Consider the following 26,787-nt stretch of genomic DNA (forward strand, 5'->3'; position numbering starts at 1 on the left):
GGGAGCCGTCAGCTCCCCGGCTCCTCGGGGGGTTCCCCGAGTCGCAGCGGGTCCGCCGGCTTCTCCAGCGGAGGCAGTTCCGTCAGCTCGTCCCACGGCACCTGGATCTTGCGCAGGTCGTTGCGGACCCGTGCGGCGAGCAGCTTGGTGTCGCGGCGGTTCATCGCGGCGCCCACCACCGCGCCGACCATGAACGGCGTGAGGCTGGGCAGGTTCCGGACCATCCGCTTCATGATCCGCTGCCGCAGTTCGCGTTTCATCCGGCCCCCGAGGGCCGAGTCGATCGTCGACGGCTTCATCACGTCGATCCCGCGCTCCCCCGCCCAGGAGGACAGGTACGCGGTGCTGCGGGCCTTGAGGTTCCCCGGCGGCCGCACGCCGTACACCTCGTGCAACTCGGCGATGAGCTTCAGCTCGATCGCGGCGACCCCGGTGATCTCCGTGGCCAGTTCGGTCGGCATCGCCGGCGGTACGGGCAGCATCGCCGCCGCCCCGATCCCCGCTCCCACGGTCGAGGTACCGGCCGCGGCGCCCGTCACGAGCTTGTCGGCGAGCCGCTCGGGGCCGAGGCCCGGGAACTGCCGACGCAGCGTCGCCAGGTCCCGTACGGGGACCCGTGGCGCGATGTCGATGACCCGGTCCGCGACATACGCCACCACGGCTCTGGCGTGGTCGGCGCCCCTGCGGGCGCCTTCCCTGGCCAGCTGCCCGGCCTTGCCTCGGATCACCGCGGCCCGGCGCATGGCCGTGCCTTCGTGCGCCGGTGCCGGCAGGTCGTGCCGGTCGGCGGCCGGTTCGAGCGAGGCTCCCGTATCGGATGAGCCCCGCTCGTCGTCACGCGCGCCGTACGGGCCGTCGGACGGCCCTGAGTCCGCTCCCCCGAAGGGGAAGCGGCGCTTCCGGGGAGGGGTCGAGCCAGTCACGGCCGACCCGCCCTCAGTCGCAGTCGCGGCAGATCGGCTGGCCGTTCTTCTCCCGGGCCAGCTGGCTGCGGTGGTGCACCAGGAAGCAGCTCATGCAGGTGAACTCGTCCTGCTGCTTGGGCAGCACGCGGACGGCCAGCTCCTCGTTCGAGAGGTCGGCGCCCGGCAGTTCGAGGCCCTCGGCGGCCTCGAACTCGTCGACGTCCACCGCTGAGGTGGACTTGTCGTTCCGACGGGCCTTCAGTTCTTCAAGGCTGTCCGAGTCGACGTCGTCATCGGTCTTGCGTGGAGTGTCGTAATCGGTTGCCATGTCGCTCTCCCCCTCTGGGTGTCTGCGGTGTCTCCAGCGCACGTAACGCGTGAGAGGCCGGACTTGTGCCCGACCTGAGGCGGAGATTTTGCCTCACATCAAGGTCTGTTACTCAATCGACACCCAATCCGACCTCTCAAGAGTGATCGGCTTGGATGGCGCTGAGGACCGTACACGGTTCGAATAGCGCACCTCAAAGGCGCCTCACCGTGTACTTCCCGTGATCAAGAGCCCTGAAAACCCGGATTTTCCCGGCTTTCCACCGACAATCATGATCACTGAGAGTACATGGCCGGAAATCTGGCCATGTGATCGATCACACAAGAAGAACCTCGCGGGACGGTGAGAAAATTCCGCGCAAAGCGAACATCCTCCGCGTGTGTCGGATCTTCGTCACAACGGCATGGTGACGCGCATCACCAGACCCCCGCCCTCGCGCGGCCGCGCCATGATGTGCCCGCCGTGCGCGCGGGCCACGGACCGGACGATGGACAGGCCGAGGCCCACGCCCTTGTCGCTGCCCGTGCGCTCGGTGCGGAGCCGTCTGAAGGGCTCGAAGAGGTTGTCGATCTCGTACGCCGGCACCACCGGGCCGGTGTTCGACACGGTGAGCACGGCCTGCCCGTTCTCGACCCGTGTGTCCACCTCGACCCAGCCGTCCTTGGGCACGTTGTAGCGCACCGCGTTCTGGACGAGGTTCAGCGCGATCCGCTCCAGCAGCACGCCGTTGCCCTGCACCACGGCGGGCCCCCGCTCGCCGCGGATCTCGACGCCCTTGGCCTCCGCCTCGGCGTGCACCTGGTCGATGGCCTGGCCGGCGACCTCGGCGAGGTCGACGGGCTTGCGCTCGACGATCTGGTTGTCGCTGCGGGCGAGCAGCAGCAGGCCCTCCACCAGCTGCTCGCTGCGCTCGTTGGTGGCCAGCAGCGTCTTGCCGAGCTGCTGGAGCTCCACCGGGGCGTGCGGGTCCGACAGGTGCACCTCCAGGAGCGTGCGGTTGATCGCCAGGGGCGTCCGCAGCTCGTGGGAGGCGTTGCCGACGAAGCGCTGCTGGGCCGTGAAGGCGCGCTCCAGCCGCTCCAGCATGTCGTCGAAGGTGTCCGCCAGCTCCTTCAGCTCGTCGTCCGGTCCGTCCAGCTCGATCCGGCGGGACAGGTCGGAGCCGGCCACCTGACGGGCGGTGCGGGTGATCCGGCCGAGCGGGGACAGCACGCGGCCCGCCATCGCGTAGCCGAACGCGAAGGCGATCACGGCGAGGCCCAGCAGGGCCAGCAGCGAGCGGCTGAGCAGGTCGTTCAGGGCGGTCTCGCGCCGCTGGTCGACGCACTGGCTGATCGCGTCGTTGAAGTCCTGCAGCGACAGGCTGGAGGAGTTGATCGCGGGGCAGTAGTCGCTGGTGATCTTCAGCTGGGAACCCTGCGAGAAGCTGACGATCCGGAACGGCGGCTGGTTGCCGGTGCTGATCGCCTGCGCGGCGAGCAGATAGATGATCGACAGCAGCAGGATGCCGGCGATCAGGAACATGCCGCCGTACAGCAGCGTGAGCCGTATCCGGATGGTCGGGCGCAGCCACGGGAAGGGGGGCTGCGGCCTCCTGGGGTCCCAGGTGGGTCTCGGGGGCGCCTGGGGCGGCGCGGGTGTCGCGGCCACGGGGATCAGATCCGGTAGCCGGAGCCGGGCACCGTCACGATGACGGGCGGCTCACCGAGCTTGCGGCGCAGCGTCATGACCGTCACGCGTACGACGTTGGTGAACGGGTCGGTGTTCTCGTCCCAGGCCTTCTCCAGCAGCTGCTCGGCCGAGACGACCGCGCCCTCGCTGCGCATCAGCACCTCCAGGACCGCGAACTCCTTGGGCGCGAGCTGGACCTCCTTGCCGTCGCGGAAGACCTCGCGGCGGTTGGGGTCGAGCTTGATCCCGGCGCGCTCCAGGACCGGCGGCAGAGGCATGCTCGTACGCCGTCCCAGGGCGCGCACGCGCGCGATCAGCTCGCTGAACGCGAACGGCTTGGGGAGGTAGTCGTCAGCACCGATCTCCAGGCCCTCGACGCGGTCGCTGACGTCGCCGGAGGCGGTGAGCATGAGCACGCGCGTGGGCATGCCCAGCTCCACGACCTTGCGGCAGACGTCGTCGCCGTGCACGAGCGGGAGGTCCCGGTCGAGGACGATCACGTCGTAGTCGTTGACGCCGATGCGCTCCAGGGCGGCCGCACCGTCGTACACGACGTCGACGGCCATGGCCTCCCGGCGCAGTCCGGTGGCCACCGCATCGGCGAGCAGCTGCTCGTCCTCGACGACGAGTACGCGCACGTCGCTTGTCCTTCCTGTGTCCCGCCCGCGCGGCGCACCAGGGCGCCGGCGGGCAGGGGGTCCGTGGGAGTGTGGCCTCCATCCTGCCCTTTTCGGCCATAAGTCGGCTGTAAGACGGGGGCTGTGGCCGCAGAGACGGGGGCGGCGGGGCCGGAATACGAGATTTTCTCCACGGTTGAGGTTTCCGCGGAACGGAGCTGGGGGAGGACGGCTGGTACACCCCGCGATCACGCTCTGCATGTGCCGCAGCACCATGTGGTACTTCACGGTCCGCTTTCCGCAGAGCGGGCGTGGGTGTCCGGCACCGTCGCCGCCCGGCAGGGCGTCGCTGGGCACCCGCGAGAGCCGTGATCGCCCCTTCTCAACCGGCACACCCCCGTGCCACCGACCCACGACCCTGGACGAGGGGGCGCACATGGACGCATTCACCGCAGGACTTCTGCAGCGCATAAGGTCGACCGAGTCCGACCTTTCGCGGGCCCTCGACGAGGGCGACGACTTCCTCGTCGAGGTGGAGCAGGCCGAACTCGACGACCTGCGACGCCTCGCTGCCGAACACGGTGTGGAGGTCGGCGCGTCACGCGTCTGATCCACCCGAACCACACACGAGAAAACCCCCGGCGAATCCAGCGCCGGGGGTTTTCCCACACCCGCACCCCGCACGGGCCGGCATCCGCCCCGCGCACCGGCTCCCCCACGGCCGACCACCCGCCCCCCAGGCGCGGCCTCCGGCCCCGCCCGGACCGCGACATCCGCTCCACGGACTCAGGCCCCGCACGGACCGACATCCACTCCACGGACTCAGGTCCGGTGCAGACCGACATCCGCGCCACGGTGCCAGCTCCCGCGCAGGTCAGCACCCGCCCCGCACCGCGCGGTACCCGCCCGACCGGGACGGTTGCGGGGTGTCAGTCGTGCCAGGCTCCGAGGTTTTCCAGTAGGTGCTGGAGGGGCTCGAAGACGCCTGGTGAAGCGGCGACGGTCAGGTCGCGTGAGGGGCGGTCTCCGGGGCGTCCGCCGGTCAGGGCGCCGGCTTCCCGGGCGATCAGGTCGCCCGCGGCGAAGTCCCACGCGTGCAGTCCCCGCTCGAAGTAGCCGTCCAGCCGGCCGCAGGCCACGTCGCACAGGTCGACCGCCGCCGAGCCGCCGCGCCGGATGTCGCGCAGCAGCGGGACCAGCCGGGCGACCACCCCGGCCTGGTGGGTGCGGACCTCGGTGACGTAGTTGAACCCGGTGGAGACCAGCGCCTGGTCCAGCGGGGGCGCCGGACGGCAGGACAGCGCGCGCTCCCCCTCCCACGCGCCCACGGCCCACGCACCGCCACCGCGCACCGCGTGGTACGTCTCGCCGCGCATCGGGGCCGCGACGACCCCGACGACGGTCTCGCCGTCCTGCTCGGCCGCGATGGACACGGCCCAGGTCGGCAGCCCGTACAGGTAGTTGACGGTGCCGTCGAGCGGGTCGATCACCCAGCGGACGCCGCTGGTCCCCTCGGTGGCGGCGCCCTCCTCGCCGAGGAAGCCGTCGTCGGGGCGGGCGGCGGAGATCAGGTCGGTGATCAGCTTCTCCGCCGCGATGTCCATCTCGGTGACGACGTCGATCGGGCTGGACTTCGTCCTGGCCACGGCGAGGTCGGCCGGGCGGCCGTCCCGCAGCAGCGCGCCGGCGCTGCGGGCGGCCTCCTGGGCGAGTTCGAGCAGTTCCTTGTGCAGGGCGTCGGTCACGGGTCTCCTTACGCGTAGGGGCTGTCGGTGCCCGCGGCGGCGGGGCGGGGGGTGCGCGACGGGCAGCAGCCGACCGGGCAGACGTCGTGGCTGGCGCCGAGCGCGCCGAGGGCGCACGGGGTGACGTCCTGGCCGCGCTCCACGCCGGCCCGCTCCAGGATCAGCTCGCGGACGGCCGCGGCGAAGCGCGGGTCGGCGCCCACGGTGGCCGAGCGGCGCACCGGCAGGCCCAGTTCCCCGGCCTTGGCCGTCGCCTCGGTGTCGAGGTCGTAGAGGACCTCCATGTGGTCGGAGACGAAGCCGATGGGCGCCATGACGACGGCCGGGGCGCCGGCGGCCTGCCGCTCCTGGAGGTGGTCGCAGATGTCCGGTTCGAGCCACGGGATGTGCGGGGCGCCGGACCGGGACTGGTAGACGAGCCGCCAGGGGTGGTCGACGCCGGTGCGCTCGCGGACCGCGTCGGCGATCAACTGGGCCACGTCCAGGTGCTGTTCGACGTACGCACCGCCCTCGCCGTGGTCCTCGACCGGGCCGGAGGTGTCGGCGGCGGCGGTCGGGATGGAGTGGGTGGTGAAGGCGATGTGGGCGCCGTCGCGGACGTCCTCGGGGAGGTCGGCGAGCGAGTTCAGGACGCCCTCGACCATGGGCTCGACGAAGCCCGGGTGGTTGAAGTAGTGCCGCAGCTTGTCGACCCGGGGCAGCTCGATGCCCTCGGCCTCCAGCGTGGCGAGCGCGTCGGCGAGGTTCTCGCGGTACTGGCGGCAGCCCGAGTAGGAGGCGTAGGCGCTGGTGGCGAGCACCAGGATGCGCCGGCGGCCGTCGGCGGCCATCTCGCGCAGGGTGTCCGTGAGATACGGCGCCCAGTTGCGGTTGCCCCAGTAGACCGGCAGATCCAGGCCGTGCCCGGCGAAGTCCTTGCGGAGGGCGTCGAGCAGCGCGCGGTTCTGGTCGTTGATCGGGCTGACCCCGCCGAAGAGGAAGTAGTGCTGCCCGACCTCCTTGAGGCGTTCCTTGGGGATGCCGCGCCCGCGCGTGACGTTCTCCAGGAACGGGACCACGTCGTCGGGGCCTTCGGGCCCGCCGAAGGAGAGCAGGAGCAGGGCGTCGTACGGAGTGGCATCGAGCGCGTCTGGCATGTCTTGATCCTCCCACCCGGCCCTGACAGGTGGGCAACGGCAGGGTGAAGAGTCGAGTTTCGTACGGCTTGGGAATGTATGTCCGGCTACTTCGTGCGACGGTCATCCCTGGTGCGACGGGGCGCACCTCGCCCGTAAGCTGTATCAGCCGCATTCGCGCCTTACGAGCCGCCCCGGAGACCACGTGCCCAGCCCTTACCGCGCCCTGTTCACCGAACCCGGCACGAAGGCGTTCTCCGCCGCGGGCTTCCTCGGCCGCATGCCGCTGTCGATGATGGGCATCGGCGTGGTCACGATGGTCTCCCAGCTCTCCGGCCGCTACGGCCTCGCGGGCGCGCTCTCGGCCACCATCGCCCTGTCCGCCGCCGCCATCGGACCGCAGATATCCCGGCTGGTGGACCAGTACGGGCAGCGCCGGGTGCTGCGCCCGGCGACCCTCGCGGCCCTCGCGGCGGCGGCCGGACTGCTGCTCGCCGCGCATCTGCGGTGGCCGGACTGGACGCTGTTCGTGTGCGCCGCCGGCATCGGCTCGGTGCCGAGCCTGGGCACGATGATCAGGTCCCGCTGGGCCGCCCTGTACACGGGGACCCCGAAGCTGCACACCGCCTACTCGTTCGAGTCGGTCATCGACGAGGCCTGCTTCATCTTCGGGCCGATCATCTCCATCGGCCTGTCCACGGCCTGGTTCCCGGAGGCGGGTCCGCTGCTGGCCGCCTGCTTCCTCGCCGTCGGCGTCTTCTGGCTGACCGCCCAGCGCGCCACCGAGCCCGAGCCGCACCCGCGCACCCAGCACGGCGGCGGCAGCGCCCTGCGTGCTCCCGGACTCCAGGTGCTGGTGGCGACCTTCGCGGCCACCGGGGCCACCTTCGGCGCGGTCGACGTGGTCACCGTGGCCTTCGCCGACGAACGCGGCCACAAGGGCGCCGCGAGCGTGGTGCTCGCGCTGTACGCCGCCGGCTCCTGCGTGGCCGGCATGGTCTTCGGGCTGCTGCGTCCGGGCGGGGCGCCGGAACGGCGCTGGCTGCTGGGCGTGGTGACGATGGCCGTGAGTATGATCCCCCTCCTACTGGTCGGAAACCTGCCGCTTCTGGCCGTGGCGCTGTTCGTTGCGGGGCTGTCCATCGCACCGACGATGATCACCACGATGTCCCTCATCGAAAAGCACGTACCTCGCGCGAACCTCACCGAGGGCATGACCTGGGTGAGTACCGGCCTCGCGGTCGGGGTCGCGCTCGGCTCGTCCGTGGCCGGCTGGGTGATCGACGCAGCCGGTGCGCGCGCCGGGTACGGGGTTCCGGTCGCGTCCGGGGCCGTCGCGGTCACGGTCGGTTTCCTCGGGTACCGCCGGCTCCGCAGGCCGGCCGCGGGGCGGGGAGGCACCGTTGAGCACCACGACGAGCGGCAGGAACGGCACGTGGCGTAACTGGGCCGGCAATGTGTCCGCCCGGCCCGCCCGGCAGGTCACGCCGGCCTCGGTGGAGGAAGTGGCGGCCGAGGTGCGCAGGGCCGCCGAGGACGGCCTGACGGTGAAGGCCGTCGGAACCGGCCACTCCTTCACGTCCGTCGCCGCCACCGACGGCGTGCTGATCGCCCCTGACCTGTTGACCGGCATCCGCGCCATCGACCGCGAGGCCATGACCGTCACGGTCGCGGCGGGCACGCCGCTCAGGAGACTCAACATGGCCCTGGCGCGCGAGGGGCTGTCGCTCGCCAACATGGGCGACATCATGGAGCAGACCGTCTCGGGGGCCACCAGCACGGGCACGCACGGCACCGGCCGGGAGTCCGCGTCCATCGCCGCCCAGATCAAGGCGCTCGAACTGGTCACGGCGGACGGCTCGGTGCTCACGTGCTCCGCGACGGGGACCGAAGAGGAGCGCGCGGTCTTCGCCGCCGCCCGGATCGGCCTCGGCGCGCTCGGCGTCGTCACCGCGATCACGTTCGCCGTCGAGCCGCTGTTCCTGCTCACCGCGCGCGAGGAGCCGATGCCCCTCGCACGCGTCCTCGCCGAGTTCGATCAACTGTGGGCGGAGAACGAGCACTTCGAGTTCTACTGGTTCCCGCACACCGGCAACACCAACACCAAGCGCAACAACCGCAGCGCGGGCCCGGAGCGGCCGGTGGGGCAGTTGGCCGGCTGGTTCGAGGACGAGTTCCTGTCCAACGGCGTCTTCCAGGTGGCCCAGTGGGTCGGCCGTGCCGCGCCCACGATTATCCCGGCGATCGCGCGGATCTCCAGCAGGGCGCTGTCCGCGCGGACGTACACCGACGTCCCTTACAAGGTCTTCACCTCGCCGCGCCGGGTGCGCTTCGTGGAGATGGAGTACGCCGTTCCGCGCGCGGCCCTGGCCGAGACGCTGCGCGAGCTGAAGGCCCTGGTCGACCGATCCGGCCTGCGCGTCAGCTTCCCGGTCGAGGTGCGCACCGCCCCGGCCGACGACATCACCCTGTCCACGGCTTCCGGCCGGGACAGCGCCTACATCGCCGTCCACATGTTCCGGGGCACGCCTTACCAGGCCTACTTCACCGCCGCCGAGCGCATCTTCACCGCGCACGAGGGCCGGCCGCACTGGGGCAAGGTGCACACGCGGGACGCGGCGTACTTCGCCGAGGCGTACCCGCGTTTCGGCGAGTTCACGGCGTTGCGGAACCGCCTCGACCCGGAACGGGTGTTCCAGAACGACTACTTGCGGAGGGTTCTGGGCTCGTAGGCGTGGCCGTGGACGCGCCGGGCGAGGGGGTCGCGGTGGCCGGTGCGCCGCTCGGCCGCCCGCCGTCGGAGCCACTCGGGAGGCCGCTCGGGGAGTCGCCCGGCGCGGGCGTCGCCGCCCCGGTCGACGCGCCGTCGCCGGCCGGGGCGCCGCCCTCACGGGGCGTGGGCGACGGGGACCAGGAGGGGCCGGTGTCACCGGAGTCCGAGCCGGAATCCGCGCCGGGCCTCGGCGCGGACCGGCCCTTGCCGCCGACGGCGTCGCTGACCGTCGTCCCCCTGCCGCCGCTGAAGCTGCTGCCGGAGGCCAGCTCGTACGTCGTGATGCCGGCCATGGTGACGCCGAAGACAACGGCGGCCGCGAGGACCGGACGCTTCCAGCTCTTCACGCGCGCGCGGTAGACGGTCCCCTCGCCGAACTCCCCCGCAGCCGATGCTCCATGCCCCGCAGCCGTCACTCCGTGCATCTCGGCCGGTACCTCATGCCCCTTTCGGGTGTCGCCCGTCGGCCGGCCGGCGGCGGACGCGTCGCGGATCTGCTCCCCGGTCCGCCGGAAGAAGTGCTGGAGGACGGAGCCGCCGCAGGTGGCCACGACGCTGACGACGCCGGCGCCGAGGATCGTGCCGTACACCCCGAAGGTGGAGGCCAGTTTGGCCGCGACGACCGCCGCCAGCGCGCTGCCGGCGACCTGGGGGACGCTCAGGTCGAACCGCTTACGACCCGCATCGGGCGCTTCACCCATACCCGCGACTGCCTCCGCTTCCCGTACCCGGTCATCGTTTCCCGCACCCGGTCGCCTGGACCGGCCGCCTGCACGAGAGGGGACGTACAGGCGAAACCAATAGTTCCGTTTCTGTGGATTCCGTGAAGTACGCCACGTTCGTGATCGGCGCGACGGCCCGCCCGCGGCCACGCCGCACTCCTTGCCGGAAGTTGGGCGGCGCGCCCACCCACGCGCGTGGTCCGAATGGAGTACTGTTGCGAGCCCTGGGTCCGGTCTCCCACCAGGGTGTCCGGGGCCTTGCAGGACCGCCGGGAGGGGGCTAGTTGCACAGGGTGATGGAATTCGTCACTCAGCGTTGCGAACAGGTAACCGTGCCATAACGGTGATCCAGGGCCCTTGCCCGACACGCCGGGCAACTCGGCAAGGTTGTGGCAGGCTGCACCCGGGCAGGCCACACTCGACTAGCGGAAGCAGCGACGCACGTGACGTCGGCAGGCACCACCCGGGAGGTCCCCATGCCCGAACTGCGTGTCGTGGCCGTCTCGAATGACGGCACACGGCTGGTGCTCAAGGCTGCCGACGCGACGGAGTACACGCTTCCGATCGACGAACGGCTGCGCGCCGCCGTGCGCGGCGACCGGCCCCGCCTCGGGCAGATCGAGATCGAGGTCGAGAGCCATCTCCGCCCCCGTGACATCCAGGCCCGTATACGTGCCGGTGCCACCGCGGAAGAGGTCGCCCAGCTCGCCGGTATCCCCGTCGACCGGGTCCGGCGCTTCGAGGGACCGGTGCTGGCCGAGCGTGCCTTCATGGCCGAGCGCGCCCGCAAGACCCCGGTGCGACGCCCCGGCGAGAACTCCGGCCCGCCGCTCGGCGAGGCCGTGCAGGAACGCCTGTTGCTGCGCGGTGCCGAGAAGGACACCGTGCAGTGGGATTCCTGGCGACGGGACGACGGCACCTGGGAGGTCCTGCTCGTCTACCGGGTCGCGGGCGAACCGCACTCGGCGAGCTGGACGTACGACCCGCCCCGGCGGCTCGTCCAGGCCGTCGACGACGAGGCCCGCTCGCTGATCGGCGAGTCCGACGACCTCGCCGTACCGGAGCCGAGCTTTCCGTTCGTGCCGCGCATCGCGCGCCTGCCGCGCGAGCGTTCGATGGACCGCGCTCTCGAGCGCCTCGACCGCGACCGGCCGAGCCTGCCCGCGCAGGCGTCCGAGCCCGCCGAGGAGAGCACGAGCGAACGCGACTCGCTGACCAGCCTGCTGGAGGCGGTGCCGAGCTTCCGGGGCGACCTGGTGGTCCCGGAACGGCCGTCGGAGACCCCGGAGGAACCCACTGAGGAGTCCTCGGCGGAGGAACCCCCGGCGCCCGCCGCATCGGCCGGCTCCGCCTACGCGGACGTCCTCATGCCGCGCTCGGTGACCAGCCACCGGGACCGGCTCATCGGCGCGACCGACCGTCAGGCCGAGGCCGACGGCGTCCGCCCCGGCCGCCGGGCCGCCGTCCCGAGCTGGGACGAGATCGTGTTCGGCACCCGGCGCAAGAAGCAGGAGTAGCCGGGCCGGCCGTACAGCCGTCTGAGGTGGGGGCACGCGCGCGTGCCCCCACTTCTCGCCGCCCACCGCCGGTCGGGCCGCTGCCGGCTACGGCGGGTCCCGGCTACTGGGGATCCGGGCCCACCACGACCGGGCGGGAGGGGTCGGCGGACCACTCCGACCAGGAACCGACGTACAGGGCCGCCGGGATGCCCGCGACCGCGAGGGCCAGCGCCTCGTGCGCGGCCGAGACGCCCGAGCCGCAGTACACGCCCACCGGCGCCTCCCCGGACACGCCGAGTGCCTTGAAGCGGTCCCTCAGGTCGGCGGCCGGCAGGAAGCGCCCGTCCGGGCCCACGTTCTCCGTCGTCGGCGCCGACACCGCGCCCGGGATGTGCCCGCCGACCCGGTCGATCGGCTCCACCTCGCCGCGGTACCGCTCCCCCGCGCGCGCGTCCAGCAGCACGCCCGAGCGGGCCAGGGCGGCGGCCCCGTCCGCGTCGAGCAACTCGGTGGCGCCCGGCGCCGGTTCGAAGTCGCCCTCGGCCGGTGCCGGTGCCTGCGTCGACAGCGCGCCCTCCCACGCCGTCAGCCCGCCGTCGAGGACCCGCACGTCCGGGTGACCCGTCCAGCGCAGCAGCCACCACGCGCGCGCGGCGGCCCAGCCCTGTCCGCCGTCGTAGACGACGACCGGCCGGTCGGCCGACACGCCCGCGCGGCGCATGGCCGCGCCGAACCCGGCGAGGTCCGGCAGCGGATGCCTGCCCCGCGCGCCCGGAGCCGAGGCGAGTTCCCCGTCCAGGTCGACGAAGACCGCGCCGGGGATGTGACCGGCCGCGTACTCGGCGCGGCCGTCGAAGGCGGGGGCGCCCGCGGCCTTCGCCGCGGTCAACTGCCAGCGGACGTCCAGCAGGACGGGCGGACGCTCTCCGGTGAGGTCGTGGGCGAGTTCGGACGCGGTGATGATGGCTGTCATGGCGTCCATCCATACGCCAGGGGTGGCCCCGGCGTCCAGGTCCCGCTACTCTGCTCGGCCGGACCCGCTCGATCACCACGCGTACGGGATCGGGCACGCGCTGTACGACTGACCGACACCCGCCGTCCAGCTTCCGGAAGCGGCGAGAGGCGGCAGATCGGACATCCTTCCGAGAGATCGAGAGATCGAGAGATGCCGAGCGGCGCCTCGGCATGGCGTGTGACACGGCGGAGGATGCGGGTACCGGCGCGGACGTGGACGCGCCGGCGGCACGTCCGGTACGGGGAGCGGATGCGACACGGCCACCGTGAGGGGCCGGGGAGAGAGTGATCGATGACCGAGGCACGGGAGCCGGCAGGCCCGCACGCGCGACGCGCGCCCGGCACGCCCTGCTGGGCGACCCTGATGGTGCACGGCCTTGACGACACCAAGGAGTTCTACCGGGGGCTGTTCGGCTGGGAGTTCGGACCCGGCCCGCAGGAACTCGGCCCCTATGTGCGGGCCCTGCTGGACGGGCGCGAGGTCGCGGGCATCGGCCGGCTGCCCCCGGACCTGCGGCTGCCGGTCGCCTGGACGCCCTACCTCGCCTCGGACGACGTGGACCAGACGGCCGATCAGGTGCGGCTGTGCGGGGGCACGGTGGCCGTCGGCCCGCTGGACGAGCCCGACGCCGGGCGGATGGCCATCGCCTCCGATCCCTCGGGGGCGGTGTTCGGCATCTGGCAGGGAGCCGCCCACCCCGGCACGGCCCTCAGCGGCGTGCCCGGCACACCCGCCTGGAACGAGCTGCTGACGTACGAGACCGTCAGCGTCGCCAAGTTCTACGAGACGGTGTTCGGGTACGCGGAGGAACCGGTGGTCTCCGCCGACTTCGACCACGTCACCCTCCAGGTCGAGGGGCGCCCGGTGGCCGGCCTGCACGGTGTGGGTCACGCGCTGCCCCGGGACCGGGGTTCGCACTGGCTGACCTACTTCCAGGTCGAGGACACCGACGCGGCGGTGCGGCAGGTCACCGAGCTGGGCGGCCGGATCCTGACGCCGCCGCAGGACAGCCCGCACGGGCGGGTCGCGACGGTGGCGGACCCGGAGGGGGCGCCGTTCTCGCTGATCCAGGACCCGCGCTGAGCGCTCGGTGCTGAACTCGGGGCGGAATCCGGGGAGTTACGGAGCGAGCCGCCGGCGATACGCCGGCGGCCAGGACGGCCCGGGTCGCCGAGCGGCCCCGCCGAGGATCCCAGGAGGGGACACCGTGCGCGACAGCAGGCGGGAGATCGGGGACGCGCTGGCGGACTCCGGGCGCACCGACCGGGAGACGGCACTGCGTGTGCTGGGATGCGCCGTCCGGTGGGCCGCCGACACCCTCGACCGGCCGGCCCCTGTCTCCGGTGACGGCACGCCCGACGCCGACGCCGACGGGGCCGACGCCCTGAACGCCCTGTACGCGCTGGACGACGCGCTGACGGACGCCCGTGACCTCGCGGCGGCGCTGCCCGGACTGCTGGAGGCGGCCCGGCCGGGCGAGGGAGTGGGCCGGCGCACCACGGACCTGATGGACGAACTCACCGCGGCGGCCGAGCGGGTGGCGTCGCAACGGGCGGCGCTGGAGGAGCTGGCGGCGAAGGAGGACGAGCTGCGCCGCCGCCTGGCGGAACACGAGGAGCTGCGGCAACAGGTCGGCGAACTCCGGCGGTTGGAACGGCTGGTGGCGGAACTGGACGAGCTGCAGGCGCAACGGGAGACCGTCGACACCCGGCTGCGGGAGCTGCGCGACCGGGACCCCGGGGCGGTCGACCGGGACTTGCGCACCGCGGCCGGCGACCTGCTGCGGCTCACCGAGCGGCAGCTCGCCGTGCTGGAGCCGTCGACCCGGCAGACCCTGGAGCGGGCCGCGGCGGCGCAGGAGGCGCTGACGGCCACGGAGCGCAGGCTGAACGAGGGTTCCCGCCGGCTCGCCGCCGACCAGGACCGGCTGAAGCTCGTACAGGCGAAGCAGGACAAGGTGTTCGCGTCCCTGACCCGCTACGCCCAGGCCGACCGGGAGCTGACGACGGCTCTGCGGGCAGCCGCCGGTGCGGACACCGGCCCGGTGCCGGGGCAGGGCCTCACCCTGGAGGACGTGGAGGACCTGACCCGGGCCATCGAGCAGCGGCTCGTCGAAGCGGATCAGGTCCTGAGCCGCACCCTGACGGACCGCCAGGGTGCGGAGGAGGACGGCGGGACGAAGATCACCGGCGTTCAACCCTGACCGGCGTACGGCCCTGGCGGGCGCGTGGCCCCGACCGGCCGGCGTTCAGCCCTGGCGGGCGCGTGACCCTGACCGGCGGGCGTTCAGCCTGACCGGCCGGCGCTCAGCCCCGACCGGCCGACGTCCAGCCCTGACCGGCGGGTGGATCCGGCACGTCCTCGGGCAGATACGCGAAGTCCTTCTCACCCCGGTTCCACCGCGTCGCCTTGCGGTCCTCCATGAGGTCCAGCAGCTTGCGCACCTCCCGGGCGTTGCCGAACGAGGTCGGACGGGCCTTCCGGGTCTCCCCGAGCCACAGCCCGGCGCGTTCCGCGGTCCCGGGGCCGAGGGTGCAGCCGGCCTCGGCGGCCCGCCGGCGGAGGATCTCCACCAGATCGTCCAGGGCGTAGCCGGGGAAGGGCACGGTGGCGGTGAACCGTGACGGCAGCCCCGAGTTGAAGGTGAGCAACTCCTCCATCTCCTCGGGATATCCGGCCGCGATCACCACCAGCCGGCCGCGGTGGTGCTCCATTTCACGGAGCAGGGTGTCCACGGCCTCCGCGCCGAAACCCCCCTGTCCCCCGGTGTCCCGGACCAGGCTGTAGGCCTCGTCGATGAACAGCACGCCGTCCAGCGCCCGTTCGACCTCCTCGCGGACCCTGCGCGCGGTCTGCCCCACGTACTCGGCCACCAGGTCGGTGCGGGTCACCTCCACGACATGCCCCTTGCGCAGGAGCCCGAGTCCGCGGAACAGCTTGCCGACCAGCCGGGCCACCGTGGTCTTGCCGGTGCCCGGAGGACCGGTGAACAGCAGGTGGGGCGGGGCGAATGCCTCCTTGCCGCGTTCCTGGCGCATCCTCAGCCGGTTCGCGAGTCCTTCCAGCTCCCCGCGCACCGGCCCGAGGCCGACGTACCGGTCGAGTTCGGCGAAGAGTTCGGCGAGTTCGGGCACCGGGCGTGGCAGATGCTCCCGGTACCTCGTGGGGATGTCGTCGACGATGACGGGCTGTTCCACGTCCCGTCCGACGCGCACGGCCCACGGGGTGCGGAGCGCGTCGGCGAGGGTGCGCATCTCCCGGGCGTTGCCGAAGCCCTCGTCACGGGAGCCGTACATGCCCTCCACGATCTGCCGCAGCGCCTGTGCCGTCTCGTCCGCGGGGCGCAGGCCGTGCTCGGCCAGGCGGTTCAGCAGGATCTTGTTCAGGGTGTCCGGGTCGTAGTCGGGGAACTCGACGACATGCGGGAACCTGCTCTGGAAACCGACGTTCGCCTCAAGGAACTCCTTCATCTTGTCCGGGTAGCCGGCCACGATGACCACCAGGCGGCCACGGTCGTCCTCCATGCGCTTGAGCAGTGTCTGGATGGCCTCGTCGCCGAAGCCGTCGCTCTGGTCGCTGAGCGCGTACGCCTCGTCGATGAACAGCACACCGTCCAGCGCCCGGTCCACCACCGCGTCGGTCTGTATCGCGGTCTGGCCGACGTAACCGGCGATCAGGTCGCTGACCTTCGCCTCCACGCAGTGGCCACGGCTCAGCACGGCCAGGTCCCGGTACATCTCGCCGACCAGCCGGGCCACCGTCGTCTTCCCGGTCCCGGGATTGCCGGTGAACACCAGGTGCCCGGCGGGCGGTTCACCGCCGGCGGCCAGCCCGCGGGCGCGCAGCTCCTCGGTCGCCGCCATCTCGGCCCGTATGTTCTCGAAACGCCGCACCAGTGCCTCCGTACCGGGCATCGCGGCAAGTCGCTCCCAGGGTGTGCGTTCGTCGGACACGGCTCCTCCCACCCACTTGCGGACCGAATGGTGATTCAACGGCGTCTGCTCCGCCCGCAGTTGATCGAGGCGCTCACTCCAGACGCGGGCCGTCTCGGGTCGGCCGGTCATCGCCCGGACCACGCGGTCCAGGTCCTGCCACTCCAGTCGCAGCCCCTTGCGCAGTCGTACCGAGTGCACCAGGCGCTCCAGTTCCGCCGCCTCGGGAAGTCCGACCCGGAGGATGCCGCCGCGGCCCGGCTCATCCAGCCGTTCGTTCACGAAGGCCTCCAGCTGCGGATAGCTTCTGAGACCGGCCAGGAATTCGGCCACCCGGTTCAGGGAGAGTCTGCGGAACACGAGGATCCACTGGTTCCCCTCGACGGTGTCGGACGCCCACTCGGCCATGGCTCCGGCCAGTTGCCGCCCGGCCCGGTTGTGGACCAGCAGCTCGTCCGCGTGCGGGAAGACCACGGCCGTACGGTGTTTCGCGTCGCGGAGATGAGCGGCGAGGGTCATCACCCCGAGCGGATCGGCGATCCCGGACGCGCGGGCCGCACCGGCTCCTCGGTCCAGGTCCACGTCCGGGACCCGGTCCAGGTTCCGGTTCCGGTCCGGGGCGGGGTCCGTGGCGGACCGGGGTGCGGCACCCAGCAGTTGATTGGCGCCGAGGGGCCCTTTCAGACTCGTGTGCCGCATGGTGCGCGGGCCGCGGCGGCCGGGCGTCTCCGTCGTACGGCCGGCCGGCCGGCGGGACAGGTCGCGTGACGCCCTGTCCCGGAAGTAGACCGGGTTGTGCAGGGTGCTGAAGACGATCCGCTCGAACCCGGCGGCTCGCAGCATGCGCCAGAGCGCCTGCTCCATGGAGCACACCTGGGCGGTGCTGTCGACGAAGACGTCGCCCACACCGGGCCCGTGCAGGACGGTGAAGGGTTCGCCGGTGCGGACGGCCGCCGGGTCCAGGCGCTCCGTCCCCGGTGGACGGGGAGGAGGGGTGTGCTTCGTCGGCGTCCTGTTCATGTGCCGGGGCTTTCCGGGCCTGCCGGGTGCCGTGGCCGCTCCCCGGGCGAGGGGACCGACGGGCCCGCGGTACCCGGTCGTACCCCGGTGCCGGGAGTCGGCAGGACCGGGGGGTGGGGCTCGGCGACGGGCGTCGACGCGACCAGCCCGACGGGCACGCCCTGCTCCCGCAGCGCCTGGTACACCGCGTCGGCCCGGTCCCGCAGTTCGGCCTCGGAGGTGGTGTCGTAGTCGTGGGAGACCACGCGGATCACGCACTGGTCCGAGTCCTTGTCGGCCTGCTCGATCTCGACCGTGATCTCGTTGCCGCTCGCCTCGTTGCGAAGCCGGGCGCGGAACGCTCCCCGCGGATCGCCGCCGACGTATCCGGACTCCTTCTCCACAAGGTCGTAGGAGCCGATCTCGGTGAGTGTCTCGGCCACGACGTCGGCCAGGTTCACCCTCATCTGCGAGGTGAGCTGGCGCATCCCGGCCCTCTCGACGGCGTCGCCCAGGCTCCGTTCGAGCCGGGGCGCCTCCTCGTCGCGCAGGCCGCGCAGATCCACCGTGTCGGTCTGCGGATCACGGGCGCGGGCGAGCGCCTGCGCGGTCTCCTGCCGTACCCGGTCGTACTCGCCCTCGGACCAGTGCGCGACATCGAGCACGTAACCGTCGATGACCTCGGCATCCGGTCCCACGACGGGACGCTGCCGGTTCTCCTCGGCGACGGCCTCCAGCCGCACCAGGGCCTCGACCGCCTCCTTCTGGGCCAGGCAGCGCTCGAACTCCCGCTGCTCGATGTCCACCCGCAGATCGCTCAGCTCGTGGAAGGCCTCCTGCGCCACGGCCAGAGCGGCGTCGAAGCGGCCGGCCACGGCGGTCTCCTCGGCGGTGGTGAGCCGGCGGCGCAGCCGGTCCAGCCGGCCCGGCGCGTACCGGTCGTGGGGCAACTCCCCGTCGATCATCCCGGCCATGGTGCGGGCGTCCGCCAGCCAGGTCCGTACGGTGGCCTCGGCGCGCGCCCGGTCCTGTTCGAGTTCGTCGATCCTCCCCGCCAGCTCGGTGATCTCCGCGCGGCGCTGAGCCCGCTCGGCGGCGATGGCGCGCTCGGTCTCCCTGCGCTGCTCTTCGAGCCGTTGCCGGGTGTCCTGCTCGATCCGGCCGGCCGTCTCCCGCAGTTCCTGGCGCAGGCGGTCGGCCTGTTCGCGCAGCCGGTTGGTGGTCTCGGCCTCCAGGCGGCGGGTCTGCTCGCTCAGCTTGTCGACCGCCTTCTGCTGGCGGCGCTGGCGTTCCGTCACGGAGGTGAACGCCCGGTCGATCTCGGCCTGGGTCTGTGCCCGGACATCGGCGAACAGCCGTGGGATGTCCCGGTTGACCTCCCGCAGCTGGCGCGCCCTCTGTTGCAGGCGGTACCAGTCCGACTGGTCCACCTGAATGCGTTTCCTGCAGCTCATGACCGTCCTTCCTCTCCTGGACCCGGACTGCCGGTGTCCGCCTCGCGCATACCGGTGCGCACCTTGTCGACGGCTGTGTCGAACACCGCGGAGAAGCCTCGCGGCGCCACTCCTATGAGCAGCGTCTCCGGGCCGTTGACGGCGATCTCGGCGTCGCGGGCCCGGTGCGCGAAGTCGTAGCCGCTGTCCGCCAGCCGCCGGGTGAGATGGTGGATCCGCTGGTTGGTGCTGCCGCGCAGGCCGCGCCCGTCGTTCAGCCCGGCCACGTACTGTCCGTCGATCAGCACGTCGACGACGGCGAGCAGGTCCGGTACGCCCTTCGACAGGCGCCGGGCCAGCAGCCGTTCCAGCCGGTGGCCGGTGAAGCAGATCACGGAGACGTCCCGGATCTCCCGCGCCCGCCGGACCAGCGCGGCCAGCCCGGCAGCCTGCTGCATCGGCTCGCCTCCCGACAGGGTCAGGCCGGTGACCCGGGGATCGGCGAGCAGTTCGGCCGCCAGCTCCCCGGGGTCGGCCTGCCGCGCGGGGCGATCGGGAATCCACTCCGGTGCGACGCACCCGGCGCAGCGGAACGGGCACCCCTGCACCCACACCACCGACCGGGTCCCGGGCCCGAGCACCCGGGTACCGACGTGCGTGGCCGCCACGTTGAGCAGGGGCTGAGCAGCGGGCATCAGGACCACCCGGTGCCTGGGGCGGCGGGGCCGGGACCGGGGTTGGGGTTGGGGTTGGGGCCGGGATGGGGGTTGGGGTTGGGGTTGGGGCCGGGATGGGCGGGTCCGGGGGCGGGGGCAGCTCCAAAGCCAGGGCCGGGACCGGTCCCGGGGCGAGGGCCAGCGCCAAGGCCAAAGCCGGGGCTGGGCCCAGGGCCGGGGCCAAAGCCGGCGCCGGGACCAGGGCCGGGGCCAAAGCCGGGGCTGGGCCCAGGGCCGGGGCCAAAGCCGGGGCTGGGCCCAGGGCCGGGGCCAAAGCCGGGGCTGGGCCCAGGGCCGGGGCCAAAGCCGACGCCGGGACCAGCGTCAACGCCGGGGGCAGTTCCGGCGCCAGGGCCGGAGGCCGGTTCGTTCGGGAAGTGGGTGAAGGACAGGCCGCCCAGGACGACTTGGCCGCCCGGCCCGCAGGTCACCAGGTCCGGTCGTCCGGACGCGCCGGCCGGCGTGTAGCGGATCAGCAGATCGACGCGGGGCCCGTCGGCCGTCCTGCGGCGTCGGCCGTGCACGGTGCCCTGCCCGCCTCCGCGGGACCGGAACCCCACCCGCCTCCCGGCAAGGGCGATGCGGTCCGGGATCTCCACGCCGAACACGGGAACCGCCGTCAACACCCCTTGCAGCGGGGGCCGGTTGACGCTTCGCCACCACAGCCACCCGAGCACCAGGGCCGCCGCGAGCGCCACGAACACGGACGGCAGGAAGTACGCCGAGCCGACCTCGGCCCGCACCGCCATGGGATCGCCGGTGACGCCGACCCCGTCCGGAATCTTCAGGTCCACGTCGGGGGTGAGCGCCCGCTGCCACGTGGAGGACACCGTGCCGGACACCCGCAACGCGGCCCCGGCGTCCTCGGTCCGGCGGTAGGGCAGCCCACTCGCCCGAGGGCCCCCGTCCAGCCGGACGGTGTACTTCCGGGACTCGCCCGGTTTCAGGGTCAGCCGGCCCGGCACCCCGGTGACGCCGACCCGGACCCCGTCCGCCGAGACCCGCACACCGCTCACCGTCAGCGGCACGTGCCGGGTGGCCGACCGGAAGGTGACGGAGGCGGTGGCGGAGCCGTCGGTGAGGTCGCGGACACCGGTGTCCGTCCACGACGCCGTCACGCCTTTCCCCGTGTCCGTGGCGAGCAGACGCGCCGCCGACCGGGCCCGGGTGCTGTCCCCGGCCCGCTCCAGATAGGCACTGAGGTCCTGGATGCTGTCCGGCCGCAGGACGACCGTGTCCTGCACGACCTTCCCGAGCAGGTCCGCACCGGTCGCACCGCTCCCCAACGGCAGTGCGTAACCGGCGAGTTCGGTGCGCCTGGAGAGAGCCTGGGCCCTCTGGCGCAGCTTGTCCCAGGGGGCGCCGGAGGACCTGGGGTAGCGGGACCCCCGGGGCGGATCGTGTCGGCCGTCGGTCAGCAGGACCACGGAGGCGACGTCCGCGGCGTCCGTCCGTTCGAGTTCGCGCAGCGCCTGGTCCACAGCGGCCCCGAGGTCGGTCCCCCCGGACGGGTCGGGTGCCTTGGGCAGCCGGGAGACGATCTTCGCCGCGTCGCCGGCCGCTCCGATGTAGCGCTCCTCGGGGCGGTCGTCGAAGGTGATCAGGGCTACGTGGTCGGCGCGGGACAGCCCGCCCAGGAAGGTGCGCAGGGTCGAACGCACCGTGCTGTAACGGCCTTTGGCGGCCATCGAACCAGAGGTGTCCACCAGGACGACATAGTCGACCGGCTGATCGGCCACGCCGAGTTCCCGGTAGATCTCGTCCCGGGCCGGCGCCGTCCCGGCGGCGGTCGACGCCGGGACGGCGGTCGCGGGAACGGCGCTCGCGGGCAGGACGGCCAGCAGGGCGGCGGCGGCCACGGCGGCCCCCCGCCGCAGCACGGTCACCGCGCGCGGTGACCAGGCGGATCGCTTCACGTACGTGCTCCCTCACTGTCGTGCGTGGGGTCTGACGGGGAGTTGGACGGGGAATCGGGCGGGAAATCGGACGGAGGATCGGCCGGGGAATCGGACCGGAGATCGATCGGCAGGACGCCCAGCGGGAACTCCTCGGGCGGCGGATGCGCGAGCACGCGGTCCTCGGCCGCCTGCTCGCCGGACCGGCCGCTGCGCCCGCCGGACAGGCCGCGGCGTTCGCTGGACCGGCCGCCGCGGCCGAGCGGTTGCAGGACGAGGCGGGCCGTGCCGTCGGCGGCGAGACGCACGCCGAGGTGGAAGCGCACACCCTCGCCGGACACAGGGACGCGCACCACGCCGACCGGGGCGGCGTCGCCCGTCCCGGCCGCACGGACCAGGATCCGGACGTCGCGTCCGCCGGTCCCGCCGGTCCCGTCGGCGGGTCCGGTCCGCACCCGCACCCGCTCCCCGCCGGCCTCGGCGAACACGGTCGCTCCGCCCGGCTCCAGCGTGCCGGGCGGGCTGACCAGGAGTTCCCCGTCCCGGGGCCGTCCCACCACGGTCCGGTGGACGCGCACCGCCACGGCGTGCGGATAGCGGTCGGCCGGGTCGATGTGACCTCCGGCGACCAGGGCGGCCCCGAACACCGCGGCCAGCGCGGGGTCCGTGCCGCCGGGCACCGGGACGGACCGGCCCAGACGCCCGGTCAGATGCCGCAGGAGCGCCCCGGACCGGGCAGGACCCCCCACCGCGATCACCGGTGTGCGGGACGGGTCCTGGCCGGTGGCCCCGACTCCCGGCGTGCCGCCCGTGAGCCCGTCCAGGGCCCGGTCGAGGCCGTCCGTGAGGCCGGTCAGCGCCCGGTGCACCAGCCCGGCGGTGATCTCCCGGCCGGCCACCTCGTGGACCACCGTGTCCGCGAACCGGTCGGCCCGGTCGGGGCGGGCCGCCATCCGGTCCAGAGCGACCTCGATGCGCCGGGCGTTCCTCGCCCTGGCCCGGCCGAGTTCGCGCAGCACGTCGGGGTCGTCGTCCGGCAATCCCGCCCCGGCGAGCACGGCCGCGTCGAACGCCGCGCCGTAGCCGTCGTCGGCGGGTGCGTACCGGGCGACCCGGACCACGGCCACGAACCCGTCAGACACGGACCTGCCGGGCACGGACCCGCCGGCCACGAACCCGCCGGTCATGGACCCGTCGGCCACGGACCCGCCGGTCATGGACCCGTCGGCCACGGACCCGCCGGCGACGGCGCACTCCGTGACCTCGGCCGCCGAGGCGCCCAGGTCGCACACCAGCAGGCGGGGCGTGAGGCGGGTGCCCGCGTGCCGCAGCAGGGCCAGCACCGCGTGCGGGGTGTCCAGCAGCCGGGGCCGCGGCATCCCGCCGTCCCCGGGCGGTACGACCCGCCCCTGCGGCGGTACCGCCCACTCCCGCGCCAGTACGGCCCTCTCCTGCGGCGGGACGACGAGCACCACCTTCCCGGGCGTACCGCACTGCTCCCGGTACCTGGTGTACGCCATTCTCAGCGCGGCCCCGCGGTCACCGCTGACCCCGGCCGGGGTGGGCAGCCCCTCTCCGGGCACCGTCCCGGGCAGCTCCACCAGCTCCGGTGTCCCGTCGGGGCCGGTCCGCGCGACCCGGAGGAAGCGTGTACCCAGATCGATGGCGATGGCGTGGGAAGCGGGGGGAGTCGTCATCCGGATCCCCCCGGAATCCGCCCGCGCAACTTCCTGAAGACACCCTGGCGCTCCGCCCCGGTCCCGGGCGCCGCGTCCGGCGGTTCGGGCCGACGCCGCAGTTTCGCCAGGATCCATTCGTGCCGGGCCTGCTGGGCCTCGCTGTGCCGCATCAGCAGCTCACGCAGTTCTCCGTCTCCGCGTGCGACGGCCACGCACAGTTCCAGCCCCGGCATGCCCGTCGCCAGGGCGTCCATGTGCAGGGCGACCTGCTCCAGGCTGTACGGTCCCCACTCGCGTGTCCACACGGCGATCGCCTCCCGCAGCAGTGCGGGGATCCCGCCCTGTCCGCGAGATTCCAGAATGATCCGGGCCAACTCCGGGTGCGGCGCCTGGTCCCTCACCGCCTTCCGGAAGGCATGGACCGGGCGCAGCCATCTCAGGTCGTACCGCTTCGCCAGCTCCTCCATGAGGTACTCGGGGACTTCGAGGTCGTTGAGGGGCCTGGCCCCTCCGGTGAGCCGCCGGTGCAGTTCCTGGCACAGGTCACGCAGGAAGGTGTCCGGCAGCGCGTGGTTCAGCCGCTCGATCACCCACCATGTGTGGGGGGACGGCTTCCCGCCCAGCAGGGCCTCGGCCGCCAGTCTCCTCAGTTCTCCGTCGGACTGGATCCGGCGGTACAGATGAGACGCGTACTCCTCCAACTCCTCTTCCGTGGTGAGCCGTTCCAGCCGAGGCATCCCCGGCGTGGCTCCGCCTCGGACCCCCGCGCAGAAGAGGTCGGCGTCGGCCGCGACGCCCCCGGACGGCTGCGGTTCCCGCGCCGGGACGAGCCGCTCCACGGCTTCCCTCAGTCCCCGCTCGGTGTACGCGTACGCGGCACTCCAGAGCCCCGGCCACATGGGGCCGAGCACCTCCGGCCGCCCCTGCGCCTGGGCGATCTCCAGGCTGACCCGCCAGCCTCCCTCGACGGCCCTGGCGAAGTCGGCCGCGTCGGTGGCGGTGGCCGGGGCCTGGGCCTGGGAATCGCCGAACAGCACGGCCGCGAAACGCAGCCAGCCGGGGGTGGCGTCGGCGACGGTGTCGTCCCGTGCCCGCTGCACCAGGCGGTGGAGCGGTGCCAGGCTGCGGTCCTGGTGATCCAGCAGGCACCTGCGCCATGCCTTGCCGACGGCGGGCCGGCTCACGACGAGGCGGTCCGCCGTGCCGGTGCTGCGGCCCCACTCGTTGTCCGCCATGTAGATGAGCGTCCCGGTCCATTCGGGCGTCAGTTCCGGAGCCTCGACCAGGGAGTCGAACACCTCGTCGAAGCTGCCGGGACGGTGGGCCTCGACGGCGGTGTGGATGACGCCCAGATACCGCTTCGCCCGTTCGAAGGACTCGGCCGGGGCCGCGGCGGCCAGGACCTCCTGGACGAGCAGGAGTCCGGCGCGCTCGGTCCAGTGCTCCCCCAGCAGGCGCCCTGCGCCCCGGTCGCCCTTGTCCGCGCTTTCGACCAGGAAGAGGGTCAGGACGCGCAGCCGGCGTTCGTCCAGCGACGCGGCCGGATACCGTCCCAGGACCCGCCCGACGTCCTCGGTCTCGCCTCCGCCCGACCGGATCTCCTCGGCCACGGTGTCCAGCAGGTCGGCCTCGCGCAGAACCCGCAGCGCCTGCCCGGGGCGTGGGGCCGTGACCGGTTCCGTGGCCGTCAGCAGGTACTCCACGATCGCGGTGGTGTCACCGGTCTTCGCCCGCAGCCTGCGGAGCCGGTGCAGATAGACCCGGGCGGTCTCGTCCCGCGGCTCGTCCGGCGGGCTCGCGCCGAGCACCGCCTCGATCTGCCCCGTGCGTGCCGCGGACGCGAAGAACAGCCTCAGGTCGTGCTGCGCCTGCCCGGTCCAGGTCGCGGCGCTGAGCCAGGCCCGGCATGCGTACGGCAGCAGGGAGCAGACGGCGTCGAGCACGCGGACGCGGCCGGAGACGTCCGGCAGGGCCCCGCCCGGTCCCGGTGTGATCGCCACCTGCCGGTCGGCGAGCAGCAGCGCGGCCACGCCGAGAGCCCAGTCGAAGCCCAACTGGTCGATCAGTTCGGCGAGTTCAGCGGGATCCGTGCGCGGTACGGCGACACTCACGGGTACGGCGTCGCCAGGAAGAGCCGGCGGATCCGACAGCAGCGCACGGTCGATCCCGGACCAGGTCAGGGCGGCGCGGCCCGCCTCCGCCCAGTCCAGCAGGGTCAGCCTCCAGGTGTAACTGGGGGCGCCGGTGCCGTCGGTCGCCCCGTCCCACGTGGTCTCGACGCAAGCGCAGACGGGTTCCGGACGCGCGTCCGTCCCGCCGAGGAACACCCGCCACGGCAGTTCGCCCAGCGGGTCCCGGCCGCCGGGCGCGCCGGTGGCGGAGGCCTTCCAGAGGTAGGTGCCCGCCCGGTCGCCGGGAAGGCTGCTCCGCAGCACCTCGTAGCCCATGGTCTGCCCCGGATGCTTGCCCAGCACCGCCCAGTGGGCGGTCAGTCGTCCCTCTCCGAGGCCCTCCTTCACCGTCGCTTCCCTCCGAGCCGCCCGCCCCGGACACGATCCCGGCCGCGGTCCCGGCCGCGGTCCCGGTAGATCCGGTCCTCCAGGTCGATCAGCGGTTCCAGGACGTTGATCGGCACCGGGGAGGTGCGGATGCGCAGTGTCCCGTCCACCGAGACCGGCTGGACGTAGTCGCCGTAGTCGAACACGTGCTGCGGGTTCAGCCGGAAGCCGACGGCGGAGGCCGCGTAGTAGGAGATGCGCCGGGGGTCGAAGTGGGAGTACAGGGCGTCGCGGACCAGCCGGGCGTTGTAGCCGCGGAACTCCTCGCACATCCACTGGAAGAACTCCTCGCTCCTTTCGCGGGGCACGCGGGGAAGCTGTGAGCCCACCGTGTCCTGGACGACCCAGCCCGCCTCCACCGCGGGCCGGAAGATGTCCGGGTGGTCGAACTTGGCTATGCAGACGGACACATGGTGCGGAAGCCTGCCGCCGACGAGTTCGCCCCGGTCCCGGACCTTCGCGGTCAGCTGGTTCAGGGTCGCCTGGAGGTAGGTGAAGCTCTCGGTGGCCTCTTCGGCGTCACCGACCGGGTCGAAGAGGTAGATCAGCCCGTGGGACCGTGCGAGATGGCCGACGAGTTGGGGCTGCTGGGGATGATCGTGCCGGAACACCTCCCCGGCCACGTCCTGGATCTCCAGCACGAAGCTGGGCCGCCGGGTCCGCACTCCCAGCATTCCCTTCTTCTCCGGCCCCTCGACGGACCAGGCCATGCCCTGGACGCCCATGCTGGCCGGGGGGAAGGCCCGCTGCCGGGTCAGCAGGTCCATCCCCTGGGCGAGGAAGTCGATGGCCTCCTTCGTCATGCCGGCGATGTTCCAGCTGCCGTCGTTGTGCCGCTGGTACTGCATCGCGGCGATCGGCAGGGCGGCCAGATAGGTCGTCTTGCCCGAGCGGGGCGCGCCCCACAGCCCGATTCTCATGCGGTCCGCGGCCGTCCCGTTCGCCTGGCCGGCGGACGGGATCCGCTCGGGCTCCGGCACCGCCACGGCGTCCGGTACCGGCATGGGCTCCGGGGCGTCGCCCGCTCCCGGCGCGGGCGGCGGCCCCGGCGGCATGCGCGGCGGACGGCCGCCTCCGGGGGGCGCGCTCGTGGGGTCCGGCTCCGGGCCGCCGGACTCCTTCTTGTTCGGCTTGTTCGGCTTGTTCGGGTCGTACAGGTCGGACATGAACTCTCCTCGTACCGGG

Annotated in this window: 21 protein-coding genes; 6 read left to right on the plus strand and 15 right to left on the minus strand. The window is 72.9% G+C overall.

The window, feature by feature from the left end; all coding sequences use genetic code 11:
• Nucleotides 1-8 precede the first annotated feature (8 nt).
• From ACGFYV_RS04550 to ACGFYV_RS04565, 4 genes are all read right to left on the minus strand, one after another.
• Nucleotides 9-923: a hypothetical protein gene (locus ACGFYV_RS04550; protein ID WP_393876862.1), complete on the minus strand. Its 915-nt coding sequence runs from the start codon at nucleotides 921-923 to the stop codon at nucleotides 9-11.
• A 13-nt stretch (nucleotides 924-936) separates the two neighbouring features.
• Nucleotides 937-1,233: a DUF4193 domain-containing protein gene (locus tag ACGFYV_RS04555; protein ID WP_005481602.1), complete on the minus strand. Its 297-nt coding sequence runs from the start codon at nucleotides 1,231-1,233 to the stop codon at nucleotides 937-939.
• A gap of 393 nt (nucleotides 1,234-1,626) precedes the next feature.
• On the minus strand, nucleotides 1,627-2,883 hold the full coding sequence (locus ACGFYV_RS04560; RefSeq protein WP_393876863.1) for a sensor histidine kinase: 1,257 nt from the start codon (nucleotides 2,881-2,883) through the stop codon (nucleotides 1,627-1,629).
• Nucleotides 2,884-2,888: 5 nt separating this feature from the next.
• Nucleotides 2,889-3,542: a response regulator transcription factor gene (locus tag ACGFYV_RS04565; protein ID WP_393876864.1), complete on the minus strand. Its 654-nt coding sequence runs from the start codon at nucleotides 3,540-3,542 to the stop codon at nucleotides 2,889-2,891.
• A gap of 415 nt (nucleotides 3,543-3,957) precedes the next feature.
• Between ACGFYV_RS04565 and ACGFYV_RS04570 the strand changes: the two genes are divergently transcribed.
• Nucleotides 3,958-4,131: a hypothetical protein gene (locus ACGFYV_RS04570; RefSeq protein WP_393876865.1), complete on the plus strand. Its 174-nt coding sequence runs from the start codon at nucleotides 3,958-3,960 to the stop codon at nucleotides 4,129-4,131.
• A gap of 319 nt (nucleotides 4,132-4,450) precedes the next feature.
• On the opposite strand, the gene ACGFYV_RS04575 is transcribed toward ACGFYV_RS04570, so the two are convergent.
• Together ACGFYV_RS04575 and ACGFYV_RS04580 are read right to left on the minus strand one after the other, a co-directional pair.
• Nucleotides 4,451-5,266, minus strand: coding sequence for an inositol monophosphatase family protein (locus ACGFYV_RS04575; RefSeq protein WP_393876866.1), 816 nt, complete (start codon nucleotides 5,264-5,266; stop codon nucleotides 4,451-4,453).
• Nucleotides 5,267-5,274: 8 nt separating this feature from the next.
• Complete coding sequence (locus ACGFYV_RS04580) at nucleotides 5,275-6,402, minus strand: ferrochelatase (RefSeq protein ID WP_393876867.1); 1,128 nt, start codon at nucleotides 6,400-6,402, stop codon at nucleotides 5,275-5,277.
• A gap of 184 nt (nucleotides 6,403-6,586) precedes the next feature.
• On the opposite strand from ACGFYV_RS04580, the gene ACGFYV_RS04585 reads away from it, so the two are divergent.
• Together ACGFYV_RS04585 and ACGFYV_RS04590 are read left to right on the plus strand one after the other, a co-directional pair.
• Nucleotides 6,587-7,825 carry an MFS transporter gene (locus ACGFYV_RS04585; RefSeq protein WP_393876868.1) on the plus strand — a complete coding sequence of 413 codons (1,239 nt, stop codon included), beginning with the start codon at nucleotides 6,587-6,589 and terminating at the stop codon, nucleotides 7,823-7,825.
• The gene (locus tag ACGFYV_RS04590) at nucleotides 7,785-9,113 is read left to right on the plus strand and encodes a D-arabinono-1,4-lactone oxidase (protein ID WP_393876869.1); all 1,329 of its coding nucleotides are present in this window, start codon (nucleotides 7,785-7,787) and stop codon (nucleotides 9,111-9,113) included. Before ACGFYV_RS04585 ends, ACGFYV_RS04590 begins: the two co-directional genes overlap by 41 nt.
• Here the strand turns inward: ACGFYV_RS04590 and ACGFYV_RS04595 are convergent.
• Entirely contained in the window at nucleotides 9,037-9,855 is an 819-nt protein-coding gene (locus ACGFYV_RS04595) for a hypothetical protein (RefSeq protein ID WP_393876870.1), read from the minus strand. The genes ACGFYV_RS04590 and ACGFYV_RS04595 overlap by 77 nt on opposite strands.
• 497 nt (nucleotides 9,856-10,352) lie before the next feature.
• Between ACGFYV_RS04595 and sepH the strand changes: the two genes are divergently transcribed.
• Nucleotides 10,353-11,393, plus strand: coding sequence for a septation protein SepH (sepH, locus tag ACGFYV_RS04600; protein ID WP_393876871.1), 1,041 nt, complete (start codon nucleotides 10,353-10,355; stop codon nucleotides 11,391-11,393).
• Between the two features lie 103 nt (nucleotides 11,394-11,496).
• Here the strand turns inward: sepH and ACGFYV_RS04605 are convergent, their stop codons facing one another.
• Nucleotides 11,497-12,348, minus strand: a complete 852-nt coding sequence (locus ACGFYV_RS04605; RefSeq protein WP_393876872.1) for a sulfurtransferase — start codon at nucleotides 12,346-12,348, stop codon at nucleotides 11,497-11,499.
• A gap of 333 nt (nucleotides 12,349-12,681) precedes the next feature.
• Here ACGFYV_RS04605 and ACGFYV_RS04610 point away from each other — a divergent pair, with 333 nt between their 5' ends.
• Nucleotides 12,682-13,473, plus strand: a complete 792-nt coding sequence (locus ACGFYV_RS04610) for a VOC family protein (protein WP_393876873.1) — start codon at nucleotides 12,682-12,684, stop codon at nucleotides 13,471-13,473.
• Nucleotides 13,474-13,597: 124 nt separating this feature from the next.
• A complete protein-coding gene (locus ACGFYV_RS04615) occupies nucleotides 13,598-14,593 on the plus strand; it encodes a hypothetical protein (protein WP_393876874.1) in 996 nt (331 codons plus the stop codon).
• A gap of 103 nt (nucleotides 14,594-14,696) precedes the next feature.
• Here ACGFYV_RS04615 and ACGFYV_RS04620 read toward each other — a convergent pair whose 3' ends face one another.
• The 7 genes from ACGFYV_RS04620 to ACGFYV_RS04650 are packed head-to-tail and all read right to left on the minus strand — an operon-like array spanning nucleotide 14,697 to nucleotide 26,768.
• Nucleotides 14,697-17,342: an AAA family ATPase gene (locus tag ACGFYV_RS04620; protein ID WP_393876875.1), complete on the minus strand. Its 2,646-nt coding sequence runs from the start codon at nucleotides 17,340-17,342 to the stop codon at nucleotides 14,697-14,699.
• The gene (locus tag ACGFYV_RS04625; protein WP_393876876.1) at nucleotides 17,339-18,775 is read right to left on the minus strand and encodes a hypothetical protein; all 1,437 of its coding nucleotides are present in this window, start codon (nucleotides 18,773-18,775) and stop codon (nucleotides 17,339-17,341) included. Before ACGFYV_RS04625 ends, ACGFYV_RS04620 begins: the two co-directional genes overlap by 4 nt.
• Nucleotides 18,772-19,449, minus strand: coding sequence for a 4Fe-4S single cluster domain-containing protein (locus ACGFYV_RS04630; protein ID WP_393876877.1), 678 nt, complete (start codon nucleotides 19,447-19,449; stop codon nucleotides 18,772-18,774). The genes ACGFYV_RS04625 and ACGFYV_RS04630 overlap by 4 nt, the downstream gene beginning before the upstream one ends.
• Complete coding sequence (locus tag ACGFYV_RS04635; protein ID WP_393876878.1) at nucleotides 19,449-21,386, minus strand: VWA domain-containing protein; 1,938 nt, start codon at nucleotides 21,384-21,386, stop codon at nucleotides 19,449-19,451. Before ACGFYV_RS04635 ends, ACGFYV_RS04630 begins: the two co-directional genes overlap by 1 nt.
• Complete coding sequence (locus tag ACGFYV_RS04640) at nucleotides 21,383-23,062, minus strand: sugar kinase (protein WP_393876879.1); 1,680 nt, start codon at nucleotides 23,060-23,062, stop codon at nucleotides 21,383-21,385. Before ACGFYV_RS04640 ends, ACGFYV_RS04635 begins: the two co-directional genes overlap by 4 nt.
• Nucleotides 23,059-25,563, minus strand: a complete 2,505-nt coding sequence (locus ACGFYV_RS04645; protein WP_393876880.1) for a hypothetical protein — start codon at nucleotides 25,561-25,563, stop codon at nucleotides 23,059-23,061. Before ACGFYV_RS04645 ends, ACGFYV_RS04640 begins: the two co-directional genes overlap by 4 nt.
• On the minus strand, nucleotides 25,560-26,768 hold the full coding sequence (locus ACGFYV_RS04650) for a hypothetical protein (protein WP_393876881.1): 1,209 nt from the start codon (nucleotides 26,766-26,768) through the stop codon (nucleotides 25,560-25,562). The genes ACGFYV_RS04645 and ACGFYV_RS04650 overlap by 4 nt, the downstream gene beginning before the upstream one ends.
• Nucleotides 26,769-26,787: the final 19 nt, after the last annotated feature.

The organism is Streptomyces sp. NPDC048297, assembly GCF_043201585.1.
GTDB lineage: Bacteria > Actinomycetota > Actinomycetes > Streptomycetales > Streptomycetaceae > Streptomyces.